The 19525-nt window shown below is 61.8% G+C and carries 16 protein-coding genes; 14 read left to right on the forward strand and 2 right to left on the reverse strand.

All coding sequences use genetic code 11. The annotated features are described in order from the left end of the window. The first annotated feature begins 4 nt into the window (after nucleotides 1-4). From truB to AC1DX3_RS08350, 5 genes are all read left to right on the forward strand, one after another. Nucleotides 5-964, forward strand: a complete 960-nt coding sequence (gene truB, locus AC1DX3_RS08330) for a tRNA pseudouridine(55) synthase TruB (RefSeq protein ID WP_476988789.1) — start codon at nucleotides 5-7, stop codon at nucleotides 962-964. 11 nt (nucleotides 965-975) lie between these two features. Continuing rightward, nucleotides 976-1245: a 30S ribosomal protein S15 gene (rpsO, locus tag AC1DX3_RS08335; protein ID WP_476988790.1), complete on the forward strand. Its 270-nt coding sequence runs from the start codon at nucleotides 976-978 to the stop codon at nucleotides 1243-1245. A 280-nt stretch (nucleotides 1246-1525) separates the two neighbouring features. Next, on the forward strand, nucleotides 1526-3766 hold the full coding sequence (gene pnp / locus AC1DX3_RS08340; RefSeq protein WP_476988791.1) for a polyribonucleotide nucleotidyltransferase: 2241 nt from the start codon (nucleotides 1526-1528) through the stop codon (nucleotides 3764-3766). 203 nt (nucleotides 3767-3969) lie between these two features. Next, complete coding sequence (locus AC1DX3_RS08345; protein WP_476988792.1) at nucleotides 3970-4362, forward strand: hypothetical protein; 393 nt, start codon at nucleotides 3970-3972, stop codon at nucleotides 4360-4362. Further along, nucleotides 4359-5042, forward strand: coding sequence for a pentapeptide repeat-containing protein (locus AC1DX3_RS08350; protein WP_476988793.1), 684 nt, complete (start codon nucleotides 4359-4361; stop codon nucleotides 5040-5042). The genes AC1DX3_RS08345 and AC1DX3_RS08350 overlap by 4 nt, the downstream gene beginning before the upstream one ends. A 240-nt stretch (nucleotides 5043-5282) precedes the next feature. On the opposite strand, the gene AC1DX3_RS08355 is transcribed toward AC1DX3_RS08350, so the two are convergent. After that, on the reverse strand, nucleotides 5283-6728 hold the full coding sequence (locus AC1DX3_RS08355; RefSeq protein WP_476988794.1) for an ankyrin repeat domain-containing protein: 1446 nt from the start codon (nucleotides 6726-6728) through the stop codon (nucleotides 5283-5285). Between the two features lie 241 nt (nucleotides 6729-6969). On the opposite strand from AC1DX3_RS08355, the gene nrtS reads away from it, so the two are divergent. From nrtS to rplS, 3 genes are read left to right on the forward strand one after another with little or no spacing between them, the layout of a single operon-like run. Then, complete coding sequence (gene nrtS, locus AC1DX3_RS08360) at nucleotides 6970-7194, forward strand: nitrate/nitrite transporter NrtS (protein WP_476988795.1); 225 nt, start codon at nucleotides 6970-6972, stop codon at nucleotides 7192-7194. Between the two features lie 44 nt (nucleotides 7195-7238). Next, a complete protein-coding gene (gene trmD / locus AC1DX3_RS08365; protein WP_476988796.1) occupies nucleotides 7239-8000 on the forward strand; it encodes a tRNA (guanosine(37)-N1)-methyltransferase TrmD in 762 nt (253 codons plus the stop codon). A 4-nt stretch (nucleotides 8001-8004) separates the two neighbouring features. Then, on the forward strand, nucleotides 8005-8445 hold the full coding sequence (rplS, locus tag AC1DX3_RS08370; protein WP_476988797.1) for a 50S ribosomal protein L19: 441 nt from the start codon (nucleotides 8005-8007) through the stop codon (nucleotides 8443-8445). Nucleotides 8446-8520: 75 nt separating this feature from the next. On the opposite strand, the gene AC1DX3_RS08375 is transcribed toward rplS, so the two are convergent. Then, nucleotides 8521-9315: a hypothetical protein gene (locus AC1DX3_RS08375; RefSeq protein ID WP_476988798.1), complete on the reverse strand. Its 795-nt coding sequence runs from the start codon at nucleotides 9313-9315 to the stop codon at nucleotides 8521-8523. A gap of 361 nt (nucleotides 9316-9676) precedes the next feature. Here AC1DX3_RS08375 and AC1DX3_RS08380 point away from each other — a divergent pair, with 361 nt between their 5' ends. The 6 genes from AC1DX3_RS08380 (at nucleotide 9677) to addA (ending at nucleotide 19521) form a co-directional block, all read left to right on the forward strand. Beyond that, nucleotides 9677-10501, forward strand: coding sequence for a GNAT family N-acetyltransferase (locus tag AC1DX3_RS08380; protein WP_476988799.1), 825 nt, complete (start codon nucleotides 9677-9679; stop codon nucleotides 10499-10501). A 171-nt stretch (nucleotides 10502-10672) separates the two neighbouring features. Continuing rightward, the gene (gene tsaE / locus AC1DX3_RS08385) at nucleotides 10673-11173 is read left to right on the forward strand and encodes a tRNA (adenosine(37)-N6)-threonylcarbamoyltransferase complex ATPase subunit type 1 TsaE (RefSeq protein WP_476988800.1); all 501 of its coding nucleotides are present in this window, start codon (nucleotides 10673-10675) and stop codon (nucleotides 11171-11173) included. 7 nt (nucleotides 11174-11180) lie between these two features. Beyond that, a complete protein-coding gene (gene amgK / locus AC1DX3_RS08390) occupies nucleotides 11181-12275 on the forward strand; it encodes an N-acetylmuramate/N-acetylglucosamine kinase AmgK (RefSeq protein WP_476988801.1) in 1095 nt (364 codons plus the stop codon). Further along, entirely contained in the window at nucleotides 12272-12985 is a 714-nt protein-coding gene (gene murU, locus AC1DX3_RS08395) for an N-acetylmuramate alpha-1-phosphate uridylyltransferase MurU (RefSeq protein WP_476988802.1), read from the forward strand. The genes amgK and murU overlap by 4 nt, the downstream gene beginning before the upstream one ends. A gap of 30 nt (nucleotides 12986-13015) precedes the next feature. Continuing rightward, nucleotides 13016-16036 (forward strand): double-strand break repair protein AddB, encoded by a 3021-nt coding sequence (gene addB, locus AC1DX3_RS08400; RefSeq protein ID WP_476988803.1) that lies wholly within the window; start codon nucleotides 13016-13018, stop codon nucleotides 16034-16036. After that, nucleotides 16033-19521, forward strand: coding sequence for a double-strand break repair helicase AddA (gene addA / locus AC1DX3_RS08405; RefSeq protein ID WP_476988804.1), 3489 nt, complete (start codon nucleotides 16033-16035; stop codon nucleotides 19519-19521). Before addB ends, addA begins: the two co-directional genes overlap by 4 nt. Nucleotides 19522-19525 lie beyond the last annotated feature (4 nt).

Consider the following 19525-nt stretch of genomic DNA (forward strand, 5'->3'; position numbering starts at 1 on the left):
ACATATGGCCCGCAAGAAAAAAGGCGACCCGGTGCATGGCTGGGTCTGTTTCGACAAACCCTACGGTATGACCTCGACCTCGGCAGTCGGCAGGGTGCGCTGGTTGTACCAGGCGCAGAAGGCCGGGCATGCCGGCACGCTTGACCCGTTGGCGACCGGCATCTTGCCGATTGCGCTCGGCGAAGCGACCAAGACCGTGCCGTACCTGGTCGAGGCCGACAAGGTCTACAGCTTCACCATACTGTTCGGGAAAACTACGGCCACCTATGATGCCGAGGGCGAAACCATAGCCTCATCCGACGCGCGTCCGACGCGTGAGGCCATCCTCGCCATTCTGCCCGGCTATATCGGCACGATCGACCAGGTGCCGCCGGCCTTTTCCGCCATCAAGGTCGATGGCCAGCGCGCCTATGACCTGGCCCGCGCCGGCGTCGAGGTCGAACTGAAGGCCCGCGAAGTCGAGATTTTCGACCTGACCCTCGACGAACTGACCCCCGACACCGCCAGTTTCACCCTCCATTGCGGCAAGGGCACCTATGTCCGCTCCCTGGCGCGCGATCTTTGCCTCGATCTCGGCGTCTGCGGCCATGTCAGCGTGCTGCGTCGCGAAGCGGTCGGCGCATTTGCAACAAAAGACGCAATAGGGCTGGAAAAGCTGGAGGATTTAGTGCATAGAGGCGCCCATCTTGAGGCTTTGCTTGGCGTAGAGACGGCGCTGGACGACATCCCGGCCCTGCCTGTGACGCAAGACGAGGCTTCGAGATTGAAGCAAGGACGCGACCTTGCCCTTCTGCCCCGCCAGATTGAATCGTTGAATGCGGCTCTGAAAGCCCGTCGAGATGACGGCTATCTTGAGTTTCCCGACACGGTTCAGGCGCGGTTCCAGGGAGAGGTCTTAGCCTTGTGCGAACTGCGCGGCGGGACATTACACCCCGTTCGCGTTTTACAAACAGCTTCTCAATAAGGAGAAATCCGATGTCGATTACTGCTGATCGCAAGACAGAAGTCATCAAGACCCACGCCCGCACCGAAAACGATACGGGCGGCGCGGAAGTGCAAATCGCGATCCTGTCGGAACGCATTGCCAACCTGACCGAACACTTCAAGGAACACAAGAAGGACAACCACAGCCGCCGCGGCCTCCTGAAAATGGTGTCGCAACGCCGTCGTCTTCTTGACTACCTTAAGAATCGCCACACTGAACGCTACTCGGCGATTATCGAAACCCTCGGCCTGCGCCGTTAAGGTTTTCACGACCAAAGGGCTTGGGGTTCACTCCAAGCCCTTCTATATGACTCGTGCTAAAGCAGCGAAGCGGTAGCACAATGACAAAAGTGCTAAAGCAGCGAAGCGGCAGCACAACTAAAAACCAAAGAGTCGCTTAATTGGCGATTATGTACACCCCGCAAGGCACGGTGCCTTGCTGACACCCGGGCTTAGAAAAGTAGCCCCTTTAAACGCGCTGTCCCGATGACAGCAGACGCCGACGGCATGGGGCCGGTCCGCGTCCATAGAAAGAAAACATATGTTCGATATCAAAAGAAAATCCATCGATTGGGCTGGTCGCAAGTTCACGCTGGAAACGGGCCGTATCGCCCGTCAGGCCGACTCGGCCGTGCTGGCCACCTACGGTGAGACCACCGTCCTGGCCACCGTCGTTTACGCGCGCAAGCCGAAGCCCGGTCAGGACTTCTTCCCGCTGACCGTCAACTATCAGGAAAAGACCTTCGCCGCCGGCAAGATCCCGGGTGGTTATTTCAAGCGCGAAGGCCGTCCAAGCGAAAAGGAAACTCTGGTTTCGCGCCTGATCGACCGTCCGATCCGCCCGCTGTTCGTAAAGGGCTTCAAGAACGAAGTCCAGGTTGTCTGTACCGTGCTGTCGCACGACATGGAAAACGATCCGGACATCGTCGCCATGGTCGCGGCTTCCGCCGCTTTGACCTTCTCCGGCGTCCCCTTCATGGGCCCGATCGGTGGCGCCCGCGTCGGCATCATCGATGGTGAATACGTCCTCAACCCGACCGTCGATCAAATCAAGGAATCCGACCTCGACCTCGTCGTCGCCGGCACGCAAGACGCCCTGATGATGGTTGAATCGGAAGCCAAGGAATTGTCGGAAGACAAGATGCTGGGCGCCCTGATGTTCGCCCACCGCGGCATGCAACCCGTCATCGACGCCATCATCGAAATGGCCGAACACGTCGCCAAGGATCCGTTCGCCTTCGAACCGGAAGACTTCTCCGGCGTCGTCACGCAAATCAAGGCTTTGGTCGGCAACGACATCCGCGAAGCCTATTCGCACAAGGGCAAGGAAGACCGTCACAATGCCGTCGGCGTTGCCAAGTCCAAGGCTGCCGAAGCTCTGGTCGTCTCCGAAACCAATCCTGACGGCGTCGACGCCGCCAAGTTCGGCGCCGCTTTCAAGGAATGCGAAGCCGACGTCCTGCGCCGCGACATTATCGATCACGGCCGCCGCGTTGACGGCCGTCCGGTCGACAAGGTCCGTCAGATCGTTTCGGAAGTCGGCGTCTTGCCGCGCACCCACGGTTCGGCCCTGTTCACCCGCGGTGAAACCCAGGCTCTCGTCGTCGCCACGCTCGGCACCGGCGAAGACGAACAATATATCGACTCGCTGGAAGGCACCTACAAGGAGCGCTTCCTGCTGCACTACAACTTCCCTCCGTACAGCGTCGGTGAAACCGGCCGCATGGGTTCGCCCGGCCGCCGCGAAATCGGCCACGGCAAGCTGGCCTGGCGCGCTATTCGCCCGATGTTGCCCAAGGCGGAAGACTTCCCCTATACCCTGCGTGTCGTTTCGGAAATCACCGAGTCGAACGGCTCCTCCTCGATGGCGACCGTCTGCGGCACCTCGCTGGCCCTGATGGACGCCGGTGTGCCTTTGACGCGTCCGGTTTCGGGTATCGCCATGGGTCTGATCCTCGAAAAGGACGGCTTCGCCATCCTGTCCGACATCCTAGGTGACGAAGATCACCTGGGCGACATGGACTTCAAGGTCGCCGGCACGGAAAACGGCATCACCTCGCTGCAAATGGACATCAAGGTCGCCGGCATCACCGAAGAGATCATGACCAAGGCTTTGCGCCAGGCCAACGAAGGCCGCCTGCACATCCTGGGTGAAATGAACAAGGCGATCTCGGGCGCTCGTGAAGAGCTCGGCGAGTTTGCGCCGAAGATCGAAACGATCAAGATCGCGACCGACAAGATCCGTGAAGTCATCGGCACCGGTGGTAAGGTCATCCGCGAAATCGTCGAAAAGACGGGCGCCAAGATCGACATCGCTGACGACGGCACGATCAAGATCTCGGCTTCGGACCAGCACAAGATCGACGCCGCCCGCGATTGGGTCAAGTCGATCGCTTCGGAACCGGAAGTCGGCGCCATCTATAAGGGCAAGGTCGTGAAGGTTGTCGATTTCGGCGCTTTCGTGAACTTCTTCGGCGCCAAGGACGGCCTGGTTCACATCTCGCAGATCAAGAACGAAAAGGTCGGCAAGACCTCGGACGTCCTGAACGAAGGCGACGAAGTGAAGGTGAAGTTCCTGGGCTTCGACGACCGCGGCAAGACCAAGCTTTCGATGAAGGTGGTCGATCAGGAAACCGGCGAGGACCTGACTGAGAAGCTGGAAGCCGAACGCGCGGCCCGTAAGGCGTCGGGTGAAGAGCCCGAGCTGGAAATGGCTGAAGGCGGCGATCGTCCGGAACGCAGCGAGCGCGACCGTCGCCCGCGCCGTCCGCGTCGCGACTAGTTAAGGGGTGAAGGGGCCTGCGGCCCCTTCGTCTTCTCTTAAAAAAGAAAAAGGCGGCCCCTCTTAAAGGGGGTCGCCTTTTTCTTTATCAGGACAAGGCGAGGGGCCTCGGGCCCCTCGACCCCATAACTCGACGGAGTTCGATTGGCAAACGCCGCCAATGCGGATAGCGTAGTCACGAACGTCCTGAAAGAATCCCAATCATGGCTGATGAGTCTGTGGATGCCTCAATTGTCAAAACTCAACACAGCCTGCTGAATTGGCGAACGCTTGTTGCGTGGGGCGCGCCGCTCTGGCTCCTTTTCAGTTCCGTGATCTCTTCATGGCTCTTTAAAACGACACCCGAGTCCTTTTGCCCACCTGTGAACCCCGGAGGCCACGAATTCGCATGCGGCCTGCAGAACGAATATTTTCTTCCCTGGCTATGGGATTGGATTGATCGCGTCGTGCCATTGGCTTTGCTGGGAACAGGCCTTGTTTTGGCTATTCGTGGCCGACTAAACTGGTTCGGCGCGGCAGGCGTAGTTGTATCCCTGGTTCTGCTGTGCGTCATTTTATGGGTGGGATTTACAATGGTTGGGGACGATGCACCATGACGGAACAACTCACCGTTACCGATCAAATTCTCGACCGCGGCCGAGTCATGCTGCTGGCCGTCAAGGGCGTGCCCGTTCATCTGGTGGGGTGCGAGCTCGACGAGGCCGATCTGTCCGATATGATCCTCAATGGCTGGATCTTCGAACAATGCCTGTTCAAGAAAACCAAGCTCACCAGCGCCAAGCTGGAGCGGGCGCAATTTATCGGCTGCAAGGGCGCCCACGCTCATTTCGTCAGCACCATCCTGATCGAGGCCCAGTTCACCGCCTGCGATTTCAATAACAGCAAGTTCAGCGGCGCCACGATCTCCCAGGCCGCCTTCAAACGCTGCAAGCTGACCGGCTGTAATTTCGACGACACCAAGGCACTGGATGTCACTTTCGAAGAATGCCGGCTGAACGACGCCCGTTTGCGCAACTTTTCCTTCCGCAAGACGACCTTGAAGTCGCTCGACATGCACAATGCCGAGCTGCAACGCTGCGATTTCCGCGATGTCACCTTTGAGGACTGTTCCCTGCGCGATGCCGACCTCAAGGACGCCCGCTTCGAAGGCGCCGATCTGCGTGGCACCGATATCGGCGGTGTGCGCCTGGAAGACGCCCGGCGGTTCAAGGGCGCGACGATCTCCCGCGCCCAGGCGGCCGAGCTTCTATCCGAGCTTGGGCTGCACGTTCGGTAAGCGCAGCCGATGGCATTCGGAGTAGCGAGGGCCATATTCAGCGAAAACCCGCACTCCGAATGAAGTGCGCGGCCAGCGCGCTGTGCATTCTCTCGCCCTTTTTCGTTGGTAGCAGGGCACGTGACTCTTCGCATTTCAATGGTATGCAAACACCTGTCGCGTCTAACCGAATTGGCATTCGGAGTGCCGGTTTTCCTCAAAAAAGCCCAGGACTACTCCGAATGCCGGCGGCGGCAATCCTTATGGAATAAGGCCTGCCTCCTTCAATACAGCATCCATGGCCGGGTTGCCGCTGGGGCCATCCCAGTCGCGCACACCGGCCGCCAATAATAACCGCGTCCCTTCGGCATAGTCGCCGGCGCGGCAGTTGGTGGCGCCGTGATGCAGCCAGCCCGACGGCGGTGCGCCATAGGTGCTTTCTTTGGCATCCAGCGGCGCCCCGTGGCTGAGCAGCAGTTTGATCAGAGGGACATTGCCCTTCCAGCAGGCCCAGTGCAGGGCCGTCTCACCCATATCGCCGCGGGAGTCGAGCGGCACGCCGGCCTTCACCAGGGCTTCCACGGCCCTGACATTGCCGCTTTCCGCCAGTTGCGTCAGCAAACGCGCATTGATGGCGGAACCAGCATCGATTGGCGGCAGTTCGCCTATACCGGCGACAAAAGCATCAAACGGATCAATCCGCGTATTTGCGCCGCGCGCCGTCAGCAGATCGACGACTCCCGTGGCGCCGTGGACAGTGGCCATGGCAAAGGCCGTGCGGCCATCCTTGCGGCGGGCATCGATATCGACACCAGCGTCCAGAAGCATTTCAACGACCTTGGGGCTGCGCATACGGCGGACGGCCCAATGCAGGGCCGTGTCGCCCTGGGCATTGACCTCGTTGGGATCGGCGCCGGCATCGAGCAACAGCCGGACACCTTCCGGCGATTCCCAATCCAGGATGTGTTTCAAGGCATTGGTGCCATTGAGCTTGGCGCCGGCTTGCAGCAACAGCTTCATACATTCCAGGTCGTGATGCTCGGTGGAATGATAGAGGGATTCATTGTCCTCGGTATCGGCGCCGGCTTCGAGCAGGACACGCGTCAGGTCCGGATTGCCATGCAGGCCCGCCGCGGCATAGAGACAGGACAAGGGACCGTCGTCGCCGTGAAACGTCGTGCTGGGATCGGCGCCGCTTTGCAACAACAGCCGCACCGTCTCGACAATCTGCGGGGCAAAGCGGCCGCCCGGCCGGGCGAAGCGCGAAAAGCAGGCATAGATCAAGGGCTCGACCTTCTGCGGCCCGGATTTCGCCGTCGCCAGTTCGGGACGCGCCGCCAGATAAGGCCCGACGACCTGGGTAACACCCAGGACCAGGGCCGGGTAGAAGCCGGCGCGGGCCAATTGCGGATGGGCCGCCAGCAGGCTGCGGGCGCGCTCGAAATCCGAAGTCGCCGCATCGATAAAGGCATCGACCAGGCCGTGGAAATCCAACCGCGATTCGACGATAAACGCCTTGAAGCGCGGCCAGCTGGCGAACCCTTGTTCGCGGGCGATCGCCAATTGCGCGTCATGCAGGGCCGGGGCTGCAGACGGCAAACGCCGCGCGGCATCGGCATCACCTGCCTTGGCGGACTTCAACAGGGCCTTGGCCTGCTTGCGGTAAAATTCGATATTGAGATGTGAGGGATCGACGTCGGTCGACATAGCAGACTCCTTCCAGGAATGCCCATTGTCCGCAAAACGGGCTGAAAGAAGTATGACTTCAGGTCGTGAATGAAGGTGGGAAAATCCCTTTCCGCGGACCGGAAGCGCCCTTAAAGCTGGTGCCAGTATGCGACAAGACGATCGCGGATGCAAGCCGGGCCTGCGCCCTTTGAGGCTTCCCTCTTGCCTGTCGTCAGCACCGGTGCGACAAGCGCTGTTGATGCAGGGGAACCGATAAGCGATGACGACATTCTGGCAACTGGCCTTCAGCCGGCGTATTGCGTTCAACGCCCTGAAGGTGGCGGTGGTCATCGGCACGATCCTGAACGCCATCAATCAGGGCTCGGCCATCCTGGCCTGGCATGACATCCATTGGGGTCACGTCGCGCTCAACTATATCACGCCGTACTGCGTCGCCACCTGGAGCGCGGTCAAGAACGAGCTGGATCGCCGCAAGGGTAGCTAAATACGGGTGGGTGACTCTGGTCGCAACTGCGGTTATAGAGCCGCATGTCCGATAATCCAAATCCAGACGCCGCTCCGGCGCCCTATGCCGTCACCGTCCTGACCATGTTCCCGGAGGCCTTTCCGGGGCCGCTTGGCGTGTCTTTGATCGGGACGTCGTGGAAAGAATCTGGCCGCTGGTCCTTGGAAACACTGGACATTCGCAACTTTTCGAGCGATAAGCGCGGCTTTCTTGACGATACCCCCGCGGGCGGTGGCCCCGGTCAGGTCCTCAAGGCGGATGTGATCGCACAAGCTCTTGATTCGATGGAGCTTTCAGATCGCCCTCTCGTCTATATGAGCGCGCGCGGCAGGCCCCTGACGCAAGCGAAGGTCAAGGAATGGGCTTCCAAGCCCGGCCTGGTCGTTTTGTGCGGCCGGTTCGAAGGGGTGGATCAACGGGTGTTAGACGCCCGGGGGTTCGAGGAAATCAGCGTCGGCGACGCCGTCCTTGCGGGCGGAGAAGCGGCGGCGATGGTGACGATCGAGGCGGTGGTGCGGCTTATTCCGGGGGTTCTCGGCGCGTCCGCCAGTCTCGATAACGAAAGCTTTGAGGATGGCCTCCTCGAACAGCCGCAGTTCACAAGACCGCGGACATTCGAGGGCCTCGACATCCCCGAAGTGCTGCTCTCCGGCGACCATAAAAAGGCGGCGAAGTGGCGGCAGGAACAAAGAGAGGCAACGACGAAGGAACGGCGTCCCGATCTATGGGCCGCTTATCTTTCCAATTTACAGGCAAAAGGCATTCAAGCCCCAAAGAAAGGTTAGTACCATGAACTTACTGCAAACCATCGAGGCCGAAGAAGTCGCAAAGATGCGCGCTTCCAAGACCTTCCCCGAATTCCAGCCCGGCGACACCCTGCGCGTCAGCGTCAAGATCAAGGAAGGCGACCGCGAACGCGTCCAGGCCTTCGAAGGCGTATGCATTGCCCGCGCCGGCGCCGGCATCAACGAAAACTTCACGGTCCGCAAGATCAGCTTCGGTGAAGGCGTCGAGCGCGTATTCCCGCTGCTGTCGCCGCTGATCGAAGGCATCGAAGTCAAGCGCCGCGGTGTCGTCCGTCGCGCCAAGCTCTACTATCTGCGCGATCGCCGCGGCAAGTCGGCCCGTATCACCGAGCGTTCGATGAACTCGACGCGCGGTTCCAAGGGCGCCGAACTCCGCGCCGCCATGGCCAATGCCGAAGCGGCTCCGAACCCCGACGCAGAATAGGCCTTTTGGCTAAACTGAAAAAGAAAACCCCGTCAGGCTTGGCCTGGCGGGGTTTTTGTTTGGCGGGTTTCGCCCTTATTGCGACGTCGCGCTCGGCATGACGACCGGCGGCTCGGCCACCGGGGCGGCCTGCGACGACGGGCTGCTTTCGCTGCCGAACGGCAGGGTCAGATTACCCGGTAGTTTGTCGAGCAGCTGCTGCGGCCCCATAATGCCGTCAGACGCGCCCAAATCGTCACGAATGAAGTGATAGGCTTTTTCATTGGTGCAACCGCAGACGCGCAACTGATTGTTCTTGTCGCGCCAAATCACCAGCGGGAAACCCACCGTTACCTTATTGGCGCGCAACTGCGCGGCCAATTGGTTGACATAGTCCTGGGCGCCCAGCACCACGGCACGGCGACCCCAGTCGGTATCCGCCGAGGTCAGGCCTTCGGCGGTCCAGGTATCGTCGGTTGCCGACTGCCAGGCCTGATAGAAGGCCCAGTTCCGTGTCAGCCACAGTTCGGCGACAGTGGCGCGTTCCGGCGGGGTCGAGCGCTTGACGCCCTGGTTGTCGGCCAGGGTATAGACGATGACGCGGGTTTCGACGCCGGCGGCTTGCAGCTTGGGGAATTCCTGCTCTTCGTAGTTACGGCATTCCTTACAGCCGCGATAGGTGACGAGATAGACCCAGCGGTCCTTCTTGCCCGGCGACAGGTAATCGCCCTGGTCAAGCAGGGTTTGAATGGCGATCTGGCTTTCGACATTGGTGATGGTGACGGGCGCGTAGCGGATAAAGCGATCCCAATAGAGCCAGTATCCCGTCCCAAACAGGGCAGGAATAATGACGACCAATGCCATAGCCCACAACAGGAATTTCCTGCTCATTCCAACCCCCAACCGCATTAACCATGTCAAACTATAGCCGCAATTCGCCTCTTCGCAAAGGCTCATGGTCGATTGCGCGAACTTCAATGGTTTACAAATGGTTAATGTAAAAAATCGATATAATCCACAGGGTGGCGGTGCTCAGCCCTGATTTAGCATGGCGACAAGTGCAAAAATCACACACAAAACGCAGATAACCCAAAGAATCGCATAGGGGACGACTGATTTTGGCCGGCGGCGGTCTTCGTGCTCAGTCAAGTTTGGCGGTGTCACGTCGGGGTCGTCCTTTTGGTCCATGGCGGCAACCTAGCACCGAAAGGCGCGCCTTGCCAACGGACGAGTTTTGATCCAGAGCAGGGGCATGGGGAAACTGCATATCATCGACGAAATGATCTATGAGCGCGCGCCGCGATTGGTGCGGTCTCCCGTCTGGCCGGTCGTCAAGCCGGTGCTCTATGCCATCCTCGGGCGCAATACAGCCGTCCGCATGGCCGATGCGATCGCGGATATGGGCGGGCGTGAAGCGCTCGACTACGTATCGAACCTGTTGTCGCTGGATGTGCATGCCCATCATCTGGAGCGTTTGCCGGTGTCCGGGCGTTGCGTGGTTGTGTGTAATCATCCAACCGGGATTGCCGATGGCGTGGCCGTCTATGACGCCGTTATGAAGGTGCGGCCGGACGCTATCTTCTTTGCCAATGCCGATGCCTTAAGGGTTTGTCCGCGCTTTGCCGAAAGTCTGATCCCCGTCGAATGGGTAGAAGCCAAACGGACGCGCGACAAGACCCGCGCGACATTACAAGGCGCCAAGGATGCCTTTGAAGGCGAACGCTGCGTCGTCATGTTTCCGGCCGGACGGTTGGCGCGGCGCAATAAGGCCGGCGAGCTGATCGATCCGCCGTGGGCGTCGACGGCCGTGTCGCTGGCGCAGAAGTACAAGGCGCCGATCGTGCCGGTTCACGTGTCGGGCCCCGATTCCTTCTGGTTTCACCTGTTCAATCGCTTTTCCCAGGAATTGCGCGACATCACCCTGTTTCACGAACTGCTCAACAAGGCGGGCAAACGCTTCGATCTCGGCTTCGGGCCGGTGATCGATCCGGAAACGCCGGGCCTGGATACCGACAGTCTGAAGACCTATGTTGAACTTACCCTGGCGACGTCGGACGCGCCCTTCCGGCAACCGTGAGGCGGGATCCGTCATTGTTGCGATGGCGGAGCGTTTCGCATTTGGTTTGTTTAGTCAAGGGTTTACGGCCGTAGGCCGCGCTTCGCGCCCTTGACAAAGCAAACCAAAATGCGAGTACCATTCCATCATGGAAACAATGCCGAACCATCAATGTCAGATACAGTGTGAGTTATGCTGACGCCTGCGGACAGCGCTGAACTGGACCTGTCGCGGGAGCGTACCCTGCACCTGCCTGACGAGGCCGCCACGGCCGAACTCGGCGCCCTGATCGCGCCGCACCTGCGCGCCGGCGACGTCATATACCTCCATGGCGATCTCGGCGCCGGCAAGTCGTCCCTGGCTCGCGGCTTGATCCGCGCCCTGACCTCGCCCGACGAAGACGTGCCGTCACCCACCTTCACCCTGATGCAAACCTATGACGGTAACGCCTTCGACATCGTCCACCTCGACCTCTATCGCCTGAAGGCTCCAGAGGAGAGTTACGAGCTCGGCCTCGACGACGCCTTGCCTTCATCCGTCCTGATCATCGAATGGCCGGACAAATTGGCGCATTTGGGCTTTGACGACCGTCTCGATATCGTTCTAAAACAAGCCAATAAGACCAATTTGCCTGACGGACCTCCGGGCGGCCGCATTGCCACCCTTTCCCCCAAAGGCCGTTTCAGGGACTAAAACGCCGATGAGTAACAGAGAGGCCATCAAAAGCCGCTTTCTTTTGAGCGCCGGGTTTGCCGATGCCGTACGTCAGCCCCTGCCAGGCGATGCCTCCACCCGCACCTATGAACGCCTGGTCCGCAAAGACGGCTCGACCTTCATGCTGATGGACCAACCGCCGGCCCTGGAATCCCAGCCTTGCCGCCAGCACGAAACGGAAAGCGAACGCCGCCAGTCGGGCTATAATGCCATGGCGCGCCTGGCTGCCGGCCGCATCGAAGCCTTTGTCGCCGCCGCCCAATACCTGCGCGCCCAAGGGCTGTCGGCCCCTGAAATCATCGAAGTCGACGCCGCCAACGGCCTGTTGATCTCCGAAGACCTCGGCGACGACCTGTTTGCCGCCCTGATCGCCCGCGGCCAGGACGAACGCCCGCTCTATATCTCGGCCATCGAAGCCCAGGCCCAGTTGCACGAGCTGACGCCGCCCGACGTGCTGGAAGGCCACTGGCCGCTGCTCAGCTATGACGACCTGGCGCTGAAGACCGGCTGCGACCTGTTCGTCGAATGGTTCCCGAAATTCGACCCGTCGACCTCGGTCAGCGAGCGCGCTGTCGAGGAGTGGGAAGCCCTGTGGGCGCCGCTGCGCCAACGCGCCGAAGCCGGCGCCACGGTCTTCATCCATCGCGATTACCACGCTGAAAACCTGATGTGGCTGCCCGAACGCGAAGGCGTCGCCCGCGTTGGCATGATCGATTTCCAGGACGCCCTGCGCTCGCACCCGTCGTGGGACCTGCTGTCCCTGCTTCAGGACGCCCGCCGCGATGTCTCGCCCGAACTCGAGGCCGCCTGCCTGGATCATTATTTCAGCCTGCGCCCCAGCGTCGACCGTACCGCCTTCATGCGCGACTATACGGCGCTCGCCACCCTGAACGAATGCCGTATCCTCGGCATCTTCGCCCGCCTGGTCTATCGCGACCACAAACCGCGTTACGAAGCCTTCATGCCGCGCATGTGGGGCCATCTGGGCCGCAACCTCCAGGCCGCGGGCATGGAAGGTCTGAAGGACTGGTTCGAACGCTACGGCTTTGCTGCCAAGCTGAACACCACCGTGCCGGCATGACTTCGGCACCGACGACCGCTTTTGTCCTCGCCGCCGGCCTCGGCACGCGTATGCGGCCGTTGACCAATGACCGGCCGAAAGCCCTGGTCGAGGTCGCCGGCAAGACCTTGATCGATCACATGCTGGACCGCCTGCGCGACGCCGGCGCCAAGCGGTTCGTCGTTAATGTCCACTATTTCGCCGATAAGCTGGAAGCCCATCTCAGGGCCCGCACCGACATCGATATCGTTATCTCCGACGAACGCGGCGAATTGCTGGAAACCGGCGGCGGCCTGAAAAAAGCCCGACCGCTGCTCGGCGAAGAGCCCATTTGGGTCGCCAATACCGACAGCGTGTGGATCGAAGACGGCCAGGCGCTGAACGACCTGGTCAGGCTGTGGGACCCTGAGACGATGGATGTCGCCCTGCTGTTGGCGCAAATGAAGCGCACAACCGGTTTCGACGGCGCCGGTGACTTTTTCATGGACGCCAATAGCCGACTGACCTTCCGCAACGACGCGCCGGCCGCGCCGCTCAACTATATGGGCGTCCACATCACCAAGCCGCAGATCGTCGATGCGGTCTCTGAGGAAGCCTTTTCGCTGGCGAAAATCTGGCGCGAACTGGCCCCACAAGGCCGTCTGGCCGGCAGCCTGATGGACGGCGACTGGATGCACGTCGGCGATCCTCAGGCCCTGGCCGAGGCCGAACAACGCCTGCAAAAGCTTTAATTGACAGGCGACTCAGACCAAGGTCGCGCCATGTCCGCCATATCCGACATTTTCGCTCATGATGGGCCACGCTGGTATTCAATCCCCGCCGGCCGCTGCTTCCTCAACGATCTGGCCCACGGTTTGTGCCAATCCTTGGGTGATCGTCTGTCGACGGCGCAGATCCTAACACCGACGCGGCGTGGCGCCCGTTCGCTGGCGCAGTCCTTTTCCATGCTGACCCGCGGCGGCGCGCTTTTGCTGCCGCAGATCCGCGCCATCGGCGATCTCGACGAAGGCGAACCGCCCTTCGATCTCGAAATCCTCGGCCTTGACTTAGCCCCGGCGCTGAGTGGCGTCCGCCGGCGCTTCGAGTTGGCCCGCCTTGTGCTGGAAAACTATAACGACAGCCGCGACATGACGGCGAAACGCTCGCTCGAACTGGCCGACAGCCTGGCCAAGTTCTTCGACTCACTGGCGCTTGAAGAGGTCGATGCCTCCGACAAGCTCGACAACCTGGTGGCCGGCACCGGCGAAGACCAATATGCGCTGGAAACCTGGGCGGAGCACTGGCAGATCTCGGCACGTTTCCTGAAAGTCGCTGTCCACGCTTGGCCGAAACGCCTGGCCGAGCTGAAACTGATGGACCCGAGCGAGCGCCAGGTCGTCCTCATCCGCCGGCTGGTCAATCAATGGCGCGAACGCACGCCGGAAACGCCGCTGATCCTGGCCGGCACCACGGGTTCGGCGCCTTCAACCGCCGACCTGGCCCACGTGGTGTCGCGCGCCCCGCAAGGCGCCGTCGTCTTGCCGGGACTCGACCTCAACCTCGCCGACGATGTCTGGAAACTGATCGAGGATTCGCACCCGCAAAACACCATGAAACGCATGCTCGACCGCCATAAGGTCGACCGCAATGTGGTCCGCGTCTGGCCTGCCTCGATCGACGCGGGTCGCCGCGCCCATGCCCGCCGCCGGCTGCTCAATGAAGCCCTGCGTCCGGCCGAAGCGACCAAGGACTGGCTGACGCAAATTGCCAACCTCAAGGCCGAGGGCGACAACATGATCGGCGAAGGCCTCGACGGCCTGTGCGAAATCGCCACCGCCCGCGACGAAGAAGCCGCCTCCGTCATTGCCCTGTTGATGCGTGAAACCCTGGAAACCCCGGGTAAGGTGGCGGCACTTGTGACGCCCGATCAGGGCTTGGCCCGCCGCGTCAGCGCCCGCCTGACGCGCTGGGGTTTGCAAGCCGACTCCTCGGCCGGCGACCCATTGGCCAACAGCCTCACGGGGCAATTCATCCTGACGGCGCTGGGTCTGATGTGCACGCCGCACGATCCCGTTGCCCTGCTGGCGCTGTTCAACCATCCGTTTTCGATTTTCTCCGGCCGCAAGGGTCTGTTTTTTGTCGAACGCTACGGTCTGCGCGGGGCTGCGCCCAACGATCTCGCCACCATCACCGCCATGGTGCAGGTCGTCCCCGAAGAGCGCCGCGATCCCGACGGCCTGGCTCTATGGACCGACTATGTCGCCGTCATCACACGCTACCGCGACCCGGTCGGCGACCTCGCCGAAGCCATCCGCCGGGTCGTTACACTGGCCGAAGCGTTGAGCAACGACCAGCTTTTGTGGGCCGGCGCGCCGGGCGCCCTGGCGTCGGAACTGTTTTCCGAACTCATCCGCGAAAGTGCCGGTTTCCAGGTCGCCAGTTTGAAAGAGGTCGAGGACATACTGAGCCACGTCATCGGCCAGGCCAAGGTCCGCACCGGTGGCAATACCCATCCCCGTCTGTTGATCCTGGGCGCCATCGAGGCCCGTCTCGTCAAGGCCGACCGATTGATTCTGGCCGGCCTCGAAGAAGGCGTGTGGCCCCAGGCGCCGGAGCTCGATCCCTTCCTGTCGCGGCCGATGCGCGCCAAGCTGGGCCTGCCCAGTCCCGAACGCCGCACCGGCTTGTCGGCCCACGACTTCGTTCAGGCGGCGTCGGCGCCCGACGTCTATCTCGTCACCCGGGCGCGGCGAGAAGGCGAGCCCCAGGTGCAATCGCGCTGGCTGTGGCGGCTGAAAACCCTGTGCGATGGCGCCGGCGCCGACATCCCCGGCTGTCAGCGCATGCTCGACTGGGCACGCACCATGGACCGCGGTTTGACCGTCAAACCGGCGACCCTGAAACCGGCGCAACGCCCCAACCCCAAGCCGCCGGTCGCCGCCCGACCGAAAACCCTGCCGGTGACCGATGTCGAGGTCCTGGTTCGCGACCCCTATGCCATCTACGCCAAGCGGGTGATGGGATTGCGGCCGCTCGACCGGCCCAACGAACCCGTCGAAGCGCGTCAACGCGGCACCGCCATTCACACCAGTCTGGAACGCTTCGTCCGCGAAGACGTACCGCTCGGCCGCGCGGGCGCCGAACGGTTGCGCAACCTGCTGGAGGACGAACTGGCCGCCACCCATTTGTCGCCGGCGCAACTGGCCCTGCAAAGGCCGCTCCTGCCCGACATGGCGTCGGCCTTTGTCGATTTCGAGCAGGAACGCCGCCGCGACCGGCCGCGTTTGCGCATTGAAGAGCAGGGCAAGCTGACCTTCGCGACGGCCGCCGGCGACTTCACCGTGACCGCGCGCGCCGACCGGTTGGAGGTGCGAGACGACCGGATCGATATCCTCGATTTCAAGACTGGCATGCCGCCCTCTACGAAGCAGGTCGTCGCCGGCTTCTATCCGCAACTGACCCTGACGGCGGCGATTATCAAACACGGTGGCTTTGCCGGTATCGGCGGTAAAGACATCGGCGACCTGGTCTATGTCCGCGTCTCGCCCGACGGCACCTCGGTCAAACCGGTGCGCGACAAGGACGGCGCCACCAGCGACGACCTGGCCGAGGCCGCGCTTGCCAGCCTCAAACACCGGTTGGCGGGCTATGCCGAGGCCGACAAGGGCTATCTGTCGTGGACGGCGCCGCAGTTCCTCAAGACCCGCGGCGGCGATTACGATCAACTGGCCCGCCTCTACGAATGGCATGTCCTCGGTGACGACGATTCCGCCAGTGACGGCGATGAGGAGCTATCCTCATGATCAACAACCAAAACGTCGCCGCCGATCCGACCGCCTCGTCCTTCCTGACCGCCAATGCCGGCTCGGGCAAGACCTCGACCCTGGTTAACCGGGTCGCCCGTCTGTTGCTGAATGGCGCCCGTCCGGAACACATCCTGTGCGTCACCTATACCAAGGCCGCGGCCGCCGAAATGCAGGGCCGCCTGTTCGAACGCCTGGGCGGTTGGGCGATCGCCAGCGATGAAAAACTGGCCGAAGACCTGGCCGGCATCGACGAATCCTTCCGTGACCTGGCCGAAGCCCGCGCCCTGTTCGCCCGCGCCCTGGAAACACCGGGCGGCTTGAAGATCCAGACCATCCACGCCTTTTGCGAAAAGCTGCTGCGGCGTTTTCCGCTCGAAGCCAAGCTATCGCCCGCCTTCCAGGTCCTGGACGACCTGATCGCCCAGGACCTGGCTCAGAACGCCATCGCCGACCTGTTGACGATGCCAAAGCCCGACTCCCTGGCAGAGTCCCGCGATCGTTTGATCCGTAAACTGAAGGTGTTCGGCTTCGAGAAGCTGCTGGCGCAATACATCCTCCAGCACGACGATATCGCCGAAGCGTTTGCCGATCTCACGAACCGCGACGATGACTGGCAACACGCTCTGTTCCATCGTCTCGGCCTGGATGGTGTGTGCACGACGCATGACTGCCTCGACGCCTACGCCCGGCGCATCGAATGGACGGTGATCAAGGATTTGGCCGGCGCCCTCAGCGCCGGTTCGTCCAAGACCAATATCGAGGCCGGCCGCGCCCTGTTCGAACTGCACCTCAATTTCGAATCCGGCAACGGCTTCGACATCGAACTGATCAAGCCGGTCTTCTTCACCAAGACCGGGGGCCTGCGCAAATCGGTCTACACCAAGGAGACCGCGATTTCGGACGCCATGATGCTCGATCGCATGGCTGTCGAAATCGCCGCCCTCGTCGACACCCTGAAAGCCGTCGAAATCGCCTCCAATACCCTCGATGCCCTGCTGCTGTTCCAATATTTCAGCCTGATCTACACCACGGCCAAACGCGACGAGGGCGCCCTCGATTTCCAGGACCTGATCAACCGGACCAAGGCCCTGCTGAATGACGGCGATATGTCGGCCTGGGTCCTGTTCAAACTGGACGGTGGCCTCGAACATATCCTGGTCGACGAAGCCCAGGACACCTCCGACGACCAATGGCGCATCGTGAAGGCCCTGTCCGCCGAGTTCTTCACCGGTCGCGGTCAAGCCGACGCCTCACGCACCATCTTCGCCGTCGGCGACGAAAAGCAGTCCATCTATGGCTTCCAGGGCGCCGAGCCGCAGATATTTCTCGATGAGAGCCGCTATTTCGCCGGCCTGGCCAAAGCAGCCGGGCAAAAATTCGTCGCACCGGAACTGGTCGAAAGTTATCGCTCCCTGCCCGAAATCCTCAGTTTCGTCGACGCCGTCTTCGACGCGCCCGACCTGTCCGAAGCCCTCAACTTCACCAGCCAGCCCATCGTCCACGAAGCCAAGCGCATCGGTCATAAGGGTCTTGTCGAGCTGTGGCCGCTTGTCCTGCCCATAGATGCGCCGGAAACAACGGCCGATGACGAGGATATCGCCCCGGTCGATGCCCCGTCGCGCGAACCGCCGCAAAAGCGCCTGGCCCAGCAGCTGGCGGCGACCATCAAGGCCGAAATCGCCATCGGCCGCAGCGTTTTCGATAAGACCGCCAAGCGCTGGCATCCCATGCATGCCGGCGATGTGCTGATCCTGGTGCGCAAGCGCGACGCCCTGTTTGAACATATCATCCGTGAACTGAAGATGGCCGGCGTCCCGGTTTCCGGCGCCGACCGCCTGAAACTGGGCGACCATATCGCTTTCCAGGATCTGCGCGCCCTGATGCGCTTCTGCCTGCAACCCAATGACGACCTGTCTTTGGCGTGCATTTTGCGCAGTCCGCTGTGCGATGTCAGCGAAGACGAGCTCTTCCGTCTCGGCCACGGCCGCCGCACATCCTTATGGCAAACCCTGCTTCATCATCCGGACACGGATGGTTCGTTCGACGCGGCACGTGTCTTCCTGCTGTGGGCGCAAAAGGCGGCGCTCCATCTCACCGCTTTTGACTTCCTGGCGCGCGTCCTCAACCGCCGCGACATGGCCGGCCGCAGTTTCAAGCAGCGCTTCCTGACCCGCCTGGGTGATGAATGCGAAGATGTGCTCGATGAAACCCTGGCCCTGGCCCTGAAAGGCGAGGGCGTCGGCGCCACCTCGCTCAGCGCCTGCCTCGACCTGTTCGAATTTCACGCCTCGCAGATCAAGCGCGAACAGGAGGAGGGCGGCAGCAGCGTCCGCGTCATGACCGTCCACGGCTCCAAGGGCCTCGAAGCGCCCTGGGTCATCCTGCCGATCGGACCGCAGCACAGCATCGCGCGCAAGGACGATCTGTTACTGACCGGCGACGACGGTGACCTCTATCTTTGCGCCGGCGGCCGCAAAGCCGACACCGCCAATATTGCCGACATCCGCACGGCCAAAGCCTTGAAGGACGACAAGGAGGGCCTGCGCCTGCTCTATGTCGCCCTGACGCGGTCGCGCGACCGGCTAACCGTGTGCGGCTATGCCGGCAAGAAGGCCGCGGCGCGTGGCGCTTTTCCGGCCTGGTACGACCTCGCGGCCGAAGCCTTCGATCGCCTGGACGCGGAGGTCACGCTCGATGTCATGCGGCTGAAGGCGCCGTTCGACGATCTCGAACTCAGCCGCGAGGCGGTGGTGCGGCTCTATGGCCAACGCTCCGAAGCCATGACCGCCGAAGCCGCCCTGCGCCCGGCCGAAACGCCGCTACCTGATTTCGTCACCGCCATGGTCGCCCAGGGCGATGTCGACACCGAACGCTGGCAGGCCATTTCGCAGCTCGGCGATGAAGACCGCGAAGCTGAAGATCGCGCGCCGTCACCGCTCGAATCCCAGACCGGGCTCGGCCGTTATCGCCGCGGCAATCTGATCCACAAACTGTTCGAAATCCTGCCCGACATTGCGCCCGATAAACGCGACGACGTGGCGGCGCGCTACCTGGCTAAGCAGGTGGATCTTGACGACGAACAACGCCGCGAAATGGCCGGCGCCGTCATGGCGGTTCTCACCGATGCGCGTTTTGCCGAAGCCTTTGGGCCCGACTCCCGCCCGGAGGTCGCCCTGGCCGGCCGCATCGGCGAAGGCGCTGGCGGGCATGCGCTGATGCTGTCGGGCCGGATCGACCGTCTGGTCGTCACCGCCGACCGCGTGCTGGTCATCGATTACAAGTCCAATCGCCCGGCTCCTGACCGCGCCGACGACGCCGCCATTGCCTATCAACGCCAGATGGCAGGCTATGTCGCCCTGCTGCGCCAGATCTATCCGCACAAGTCGGTTGAAGCGGCCCTGCTGTGGACCGACGGCCCGAAGTTAACGCCCTTAAGTGAGGCATTAGTAAATCTGCGCCTTGGCGAAGTTTTGAGTCGTTGATTTA

The organism is Asticcacaulis sp. P2_B1 (assembly GCF_056404915.1).

What these genes read in the sequence shown, in the direction of transcription:
- truB (WP_476988789.1), top strand. Translation starts at nt 5, where the DNA reads ATGGCCCGCAAGAAAAAAGGCGACCCGGTGCATGGCTGGGTCTGTTTC.
- rpsO (WP_476988790.1), top strand. Translation starts at nt 976, where the DNA reads ATGTCGATTACTGCTGATCGCAAGACAGAAGTCATCAAGACCCACGCC.
- pnp (WP_476988791.1), top strand. Translation starts at nt 1,526, where the DNA reads ATGTTCGATATCAAAAGAAAATCCATCGATTGGGCTGGTCGCAAGTTC.
- AC1DX3_RS08345 (WP_476988792.1), top strand. Translation starts at nt 3,970, where the DNA reads ATGGCTGATGAGTCTGTGGATGCCTCAATTGTCAAAACTCAACACAGC.
- AC1DX3_RS08350 (WP_476988793.1), top strand. Translation starts at nt 4,359, where the DNA reads ATGACGGAACAACTCACCGTTACCGATCAAATTCTCGACCGCGGCCGA.
- AC1DX3_RS08355 (WP_476988794.1), bottom strand. Translation starts at nt 6,728, where the DNA reads ATGTCGACCGACGTCGATCCCTCACATCTCAATATCGAATTTTACCGC.
- nrtS (WP_476988795.1), top strand. Translation starts at nt 6,970, where the DNA reads ATGACGACATTCTGGCAACTGGCCTTCAGCCGGCGTATTGCGTTCAAC.
- trmD (WP_476988796.1), top strand. Translation starts at nt 7,239, where the DNA reads ATGTCCGATAATCCAAATCCAGACGCCGCTCCGGCGCCCTATGCCGTC.
- rplS (WP_476988797.1), top strand. Translation starts at nt 8,005, where the DNA reads ATGAACTTACTGCAAACCATCGAGGCCGAAGAAGTCGCAAAGATGCGC.
- AC1DX3_RS08375 (WP_476988798.1), bottom strand. Translation starts at nt 9,315, where the DNA reads ATGAGCAGGAAATTCCTGTTGTGGGCTATGGCATTGGTCGTCATTATT.
- AC1DX3_RS08380 (WP_476988799.1), top strand. Translation starts at nt 9,677, where the DNA reads ATGGGGAAACTGCATATCATCGACGAAATGATCTATGAGCGCGCGCCG.
- tsaE (WP_476988800.1), top strand. Translation starts at nt 10,673, where the DNA reads ATGCTGACGCCTGCGGACAGCGCTGAACTGGACCTGTCGCGGGAGCGT.
- amgK (WP_476988801.1), top strand. Translation starts at nt 11,181, where the DNA reads ATGAGTAACAGAGAGGCCATCAAAAGCCGCTTTCTTTTGAGCGCCGGG.
- murU (WP_476988802.1), top strand. Translation starts at nt 12,272, where the DNA reads ATGACTTCGGCACCGACGACCGCTTTTGTCCTCGCCGCCGGCCTCGGC.
- addB (WP_476988803.1), top strand. Translation starts at nt 13,016, where the DNA reads ATGTCCGCCATATCCGACATTTTCGCTCATGATGGGCCACGCTGGTAT.
- addA (WP_476988804.1), top strand. Translation starts at nt 16,033, where the DNA reads ATGATCAACAACCAAAACGTCGCCGCCGATCCGACCGCCTCGTCCTTC.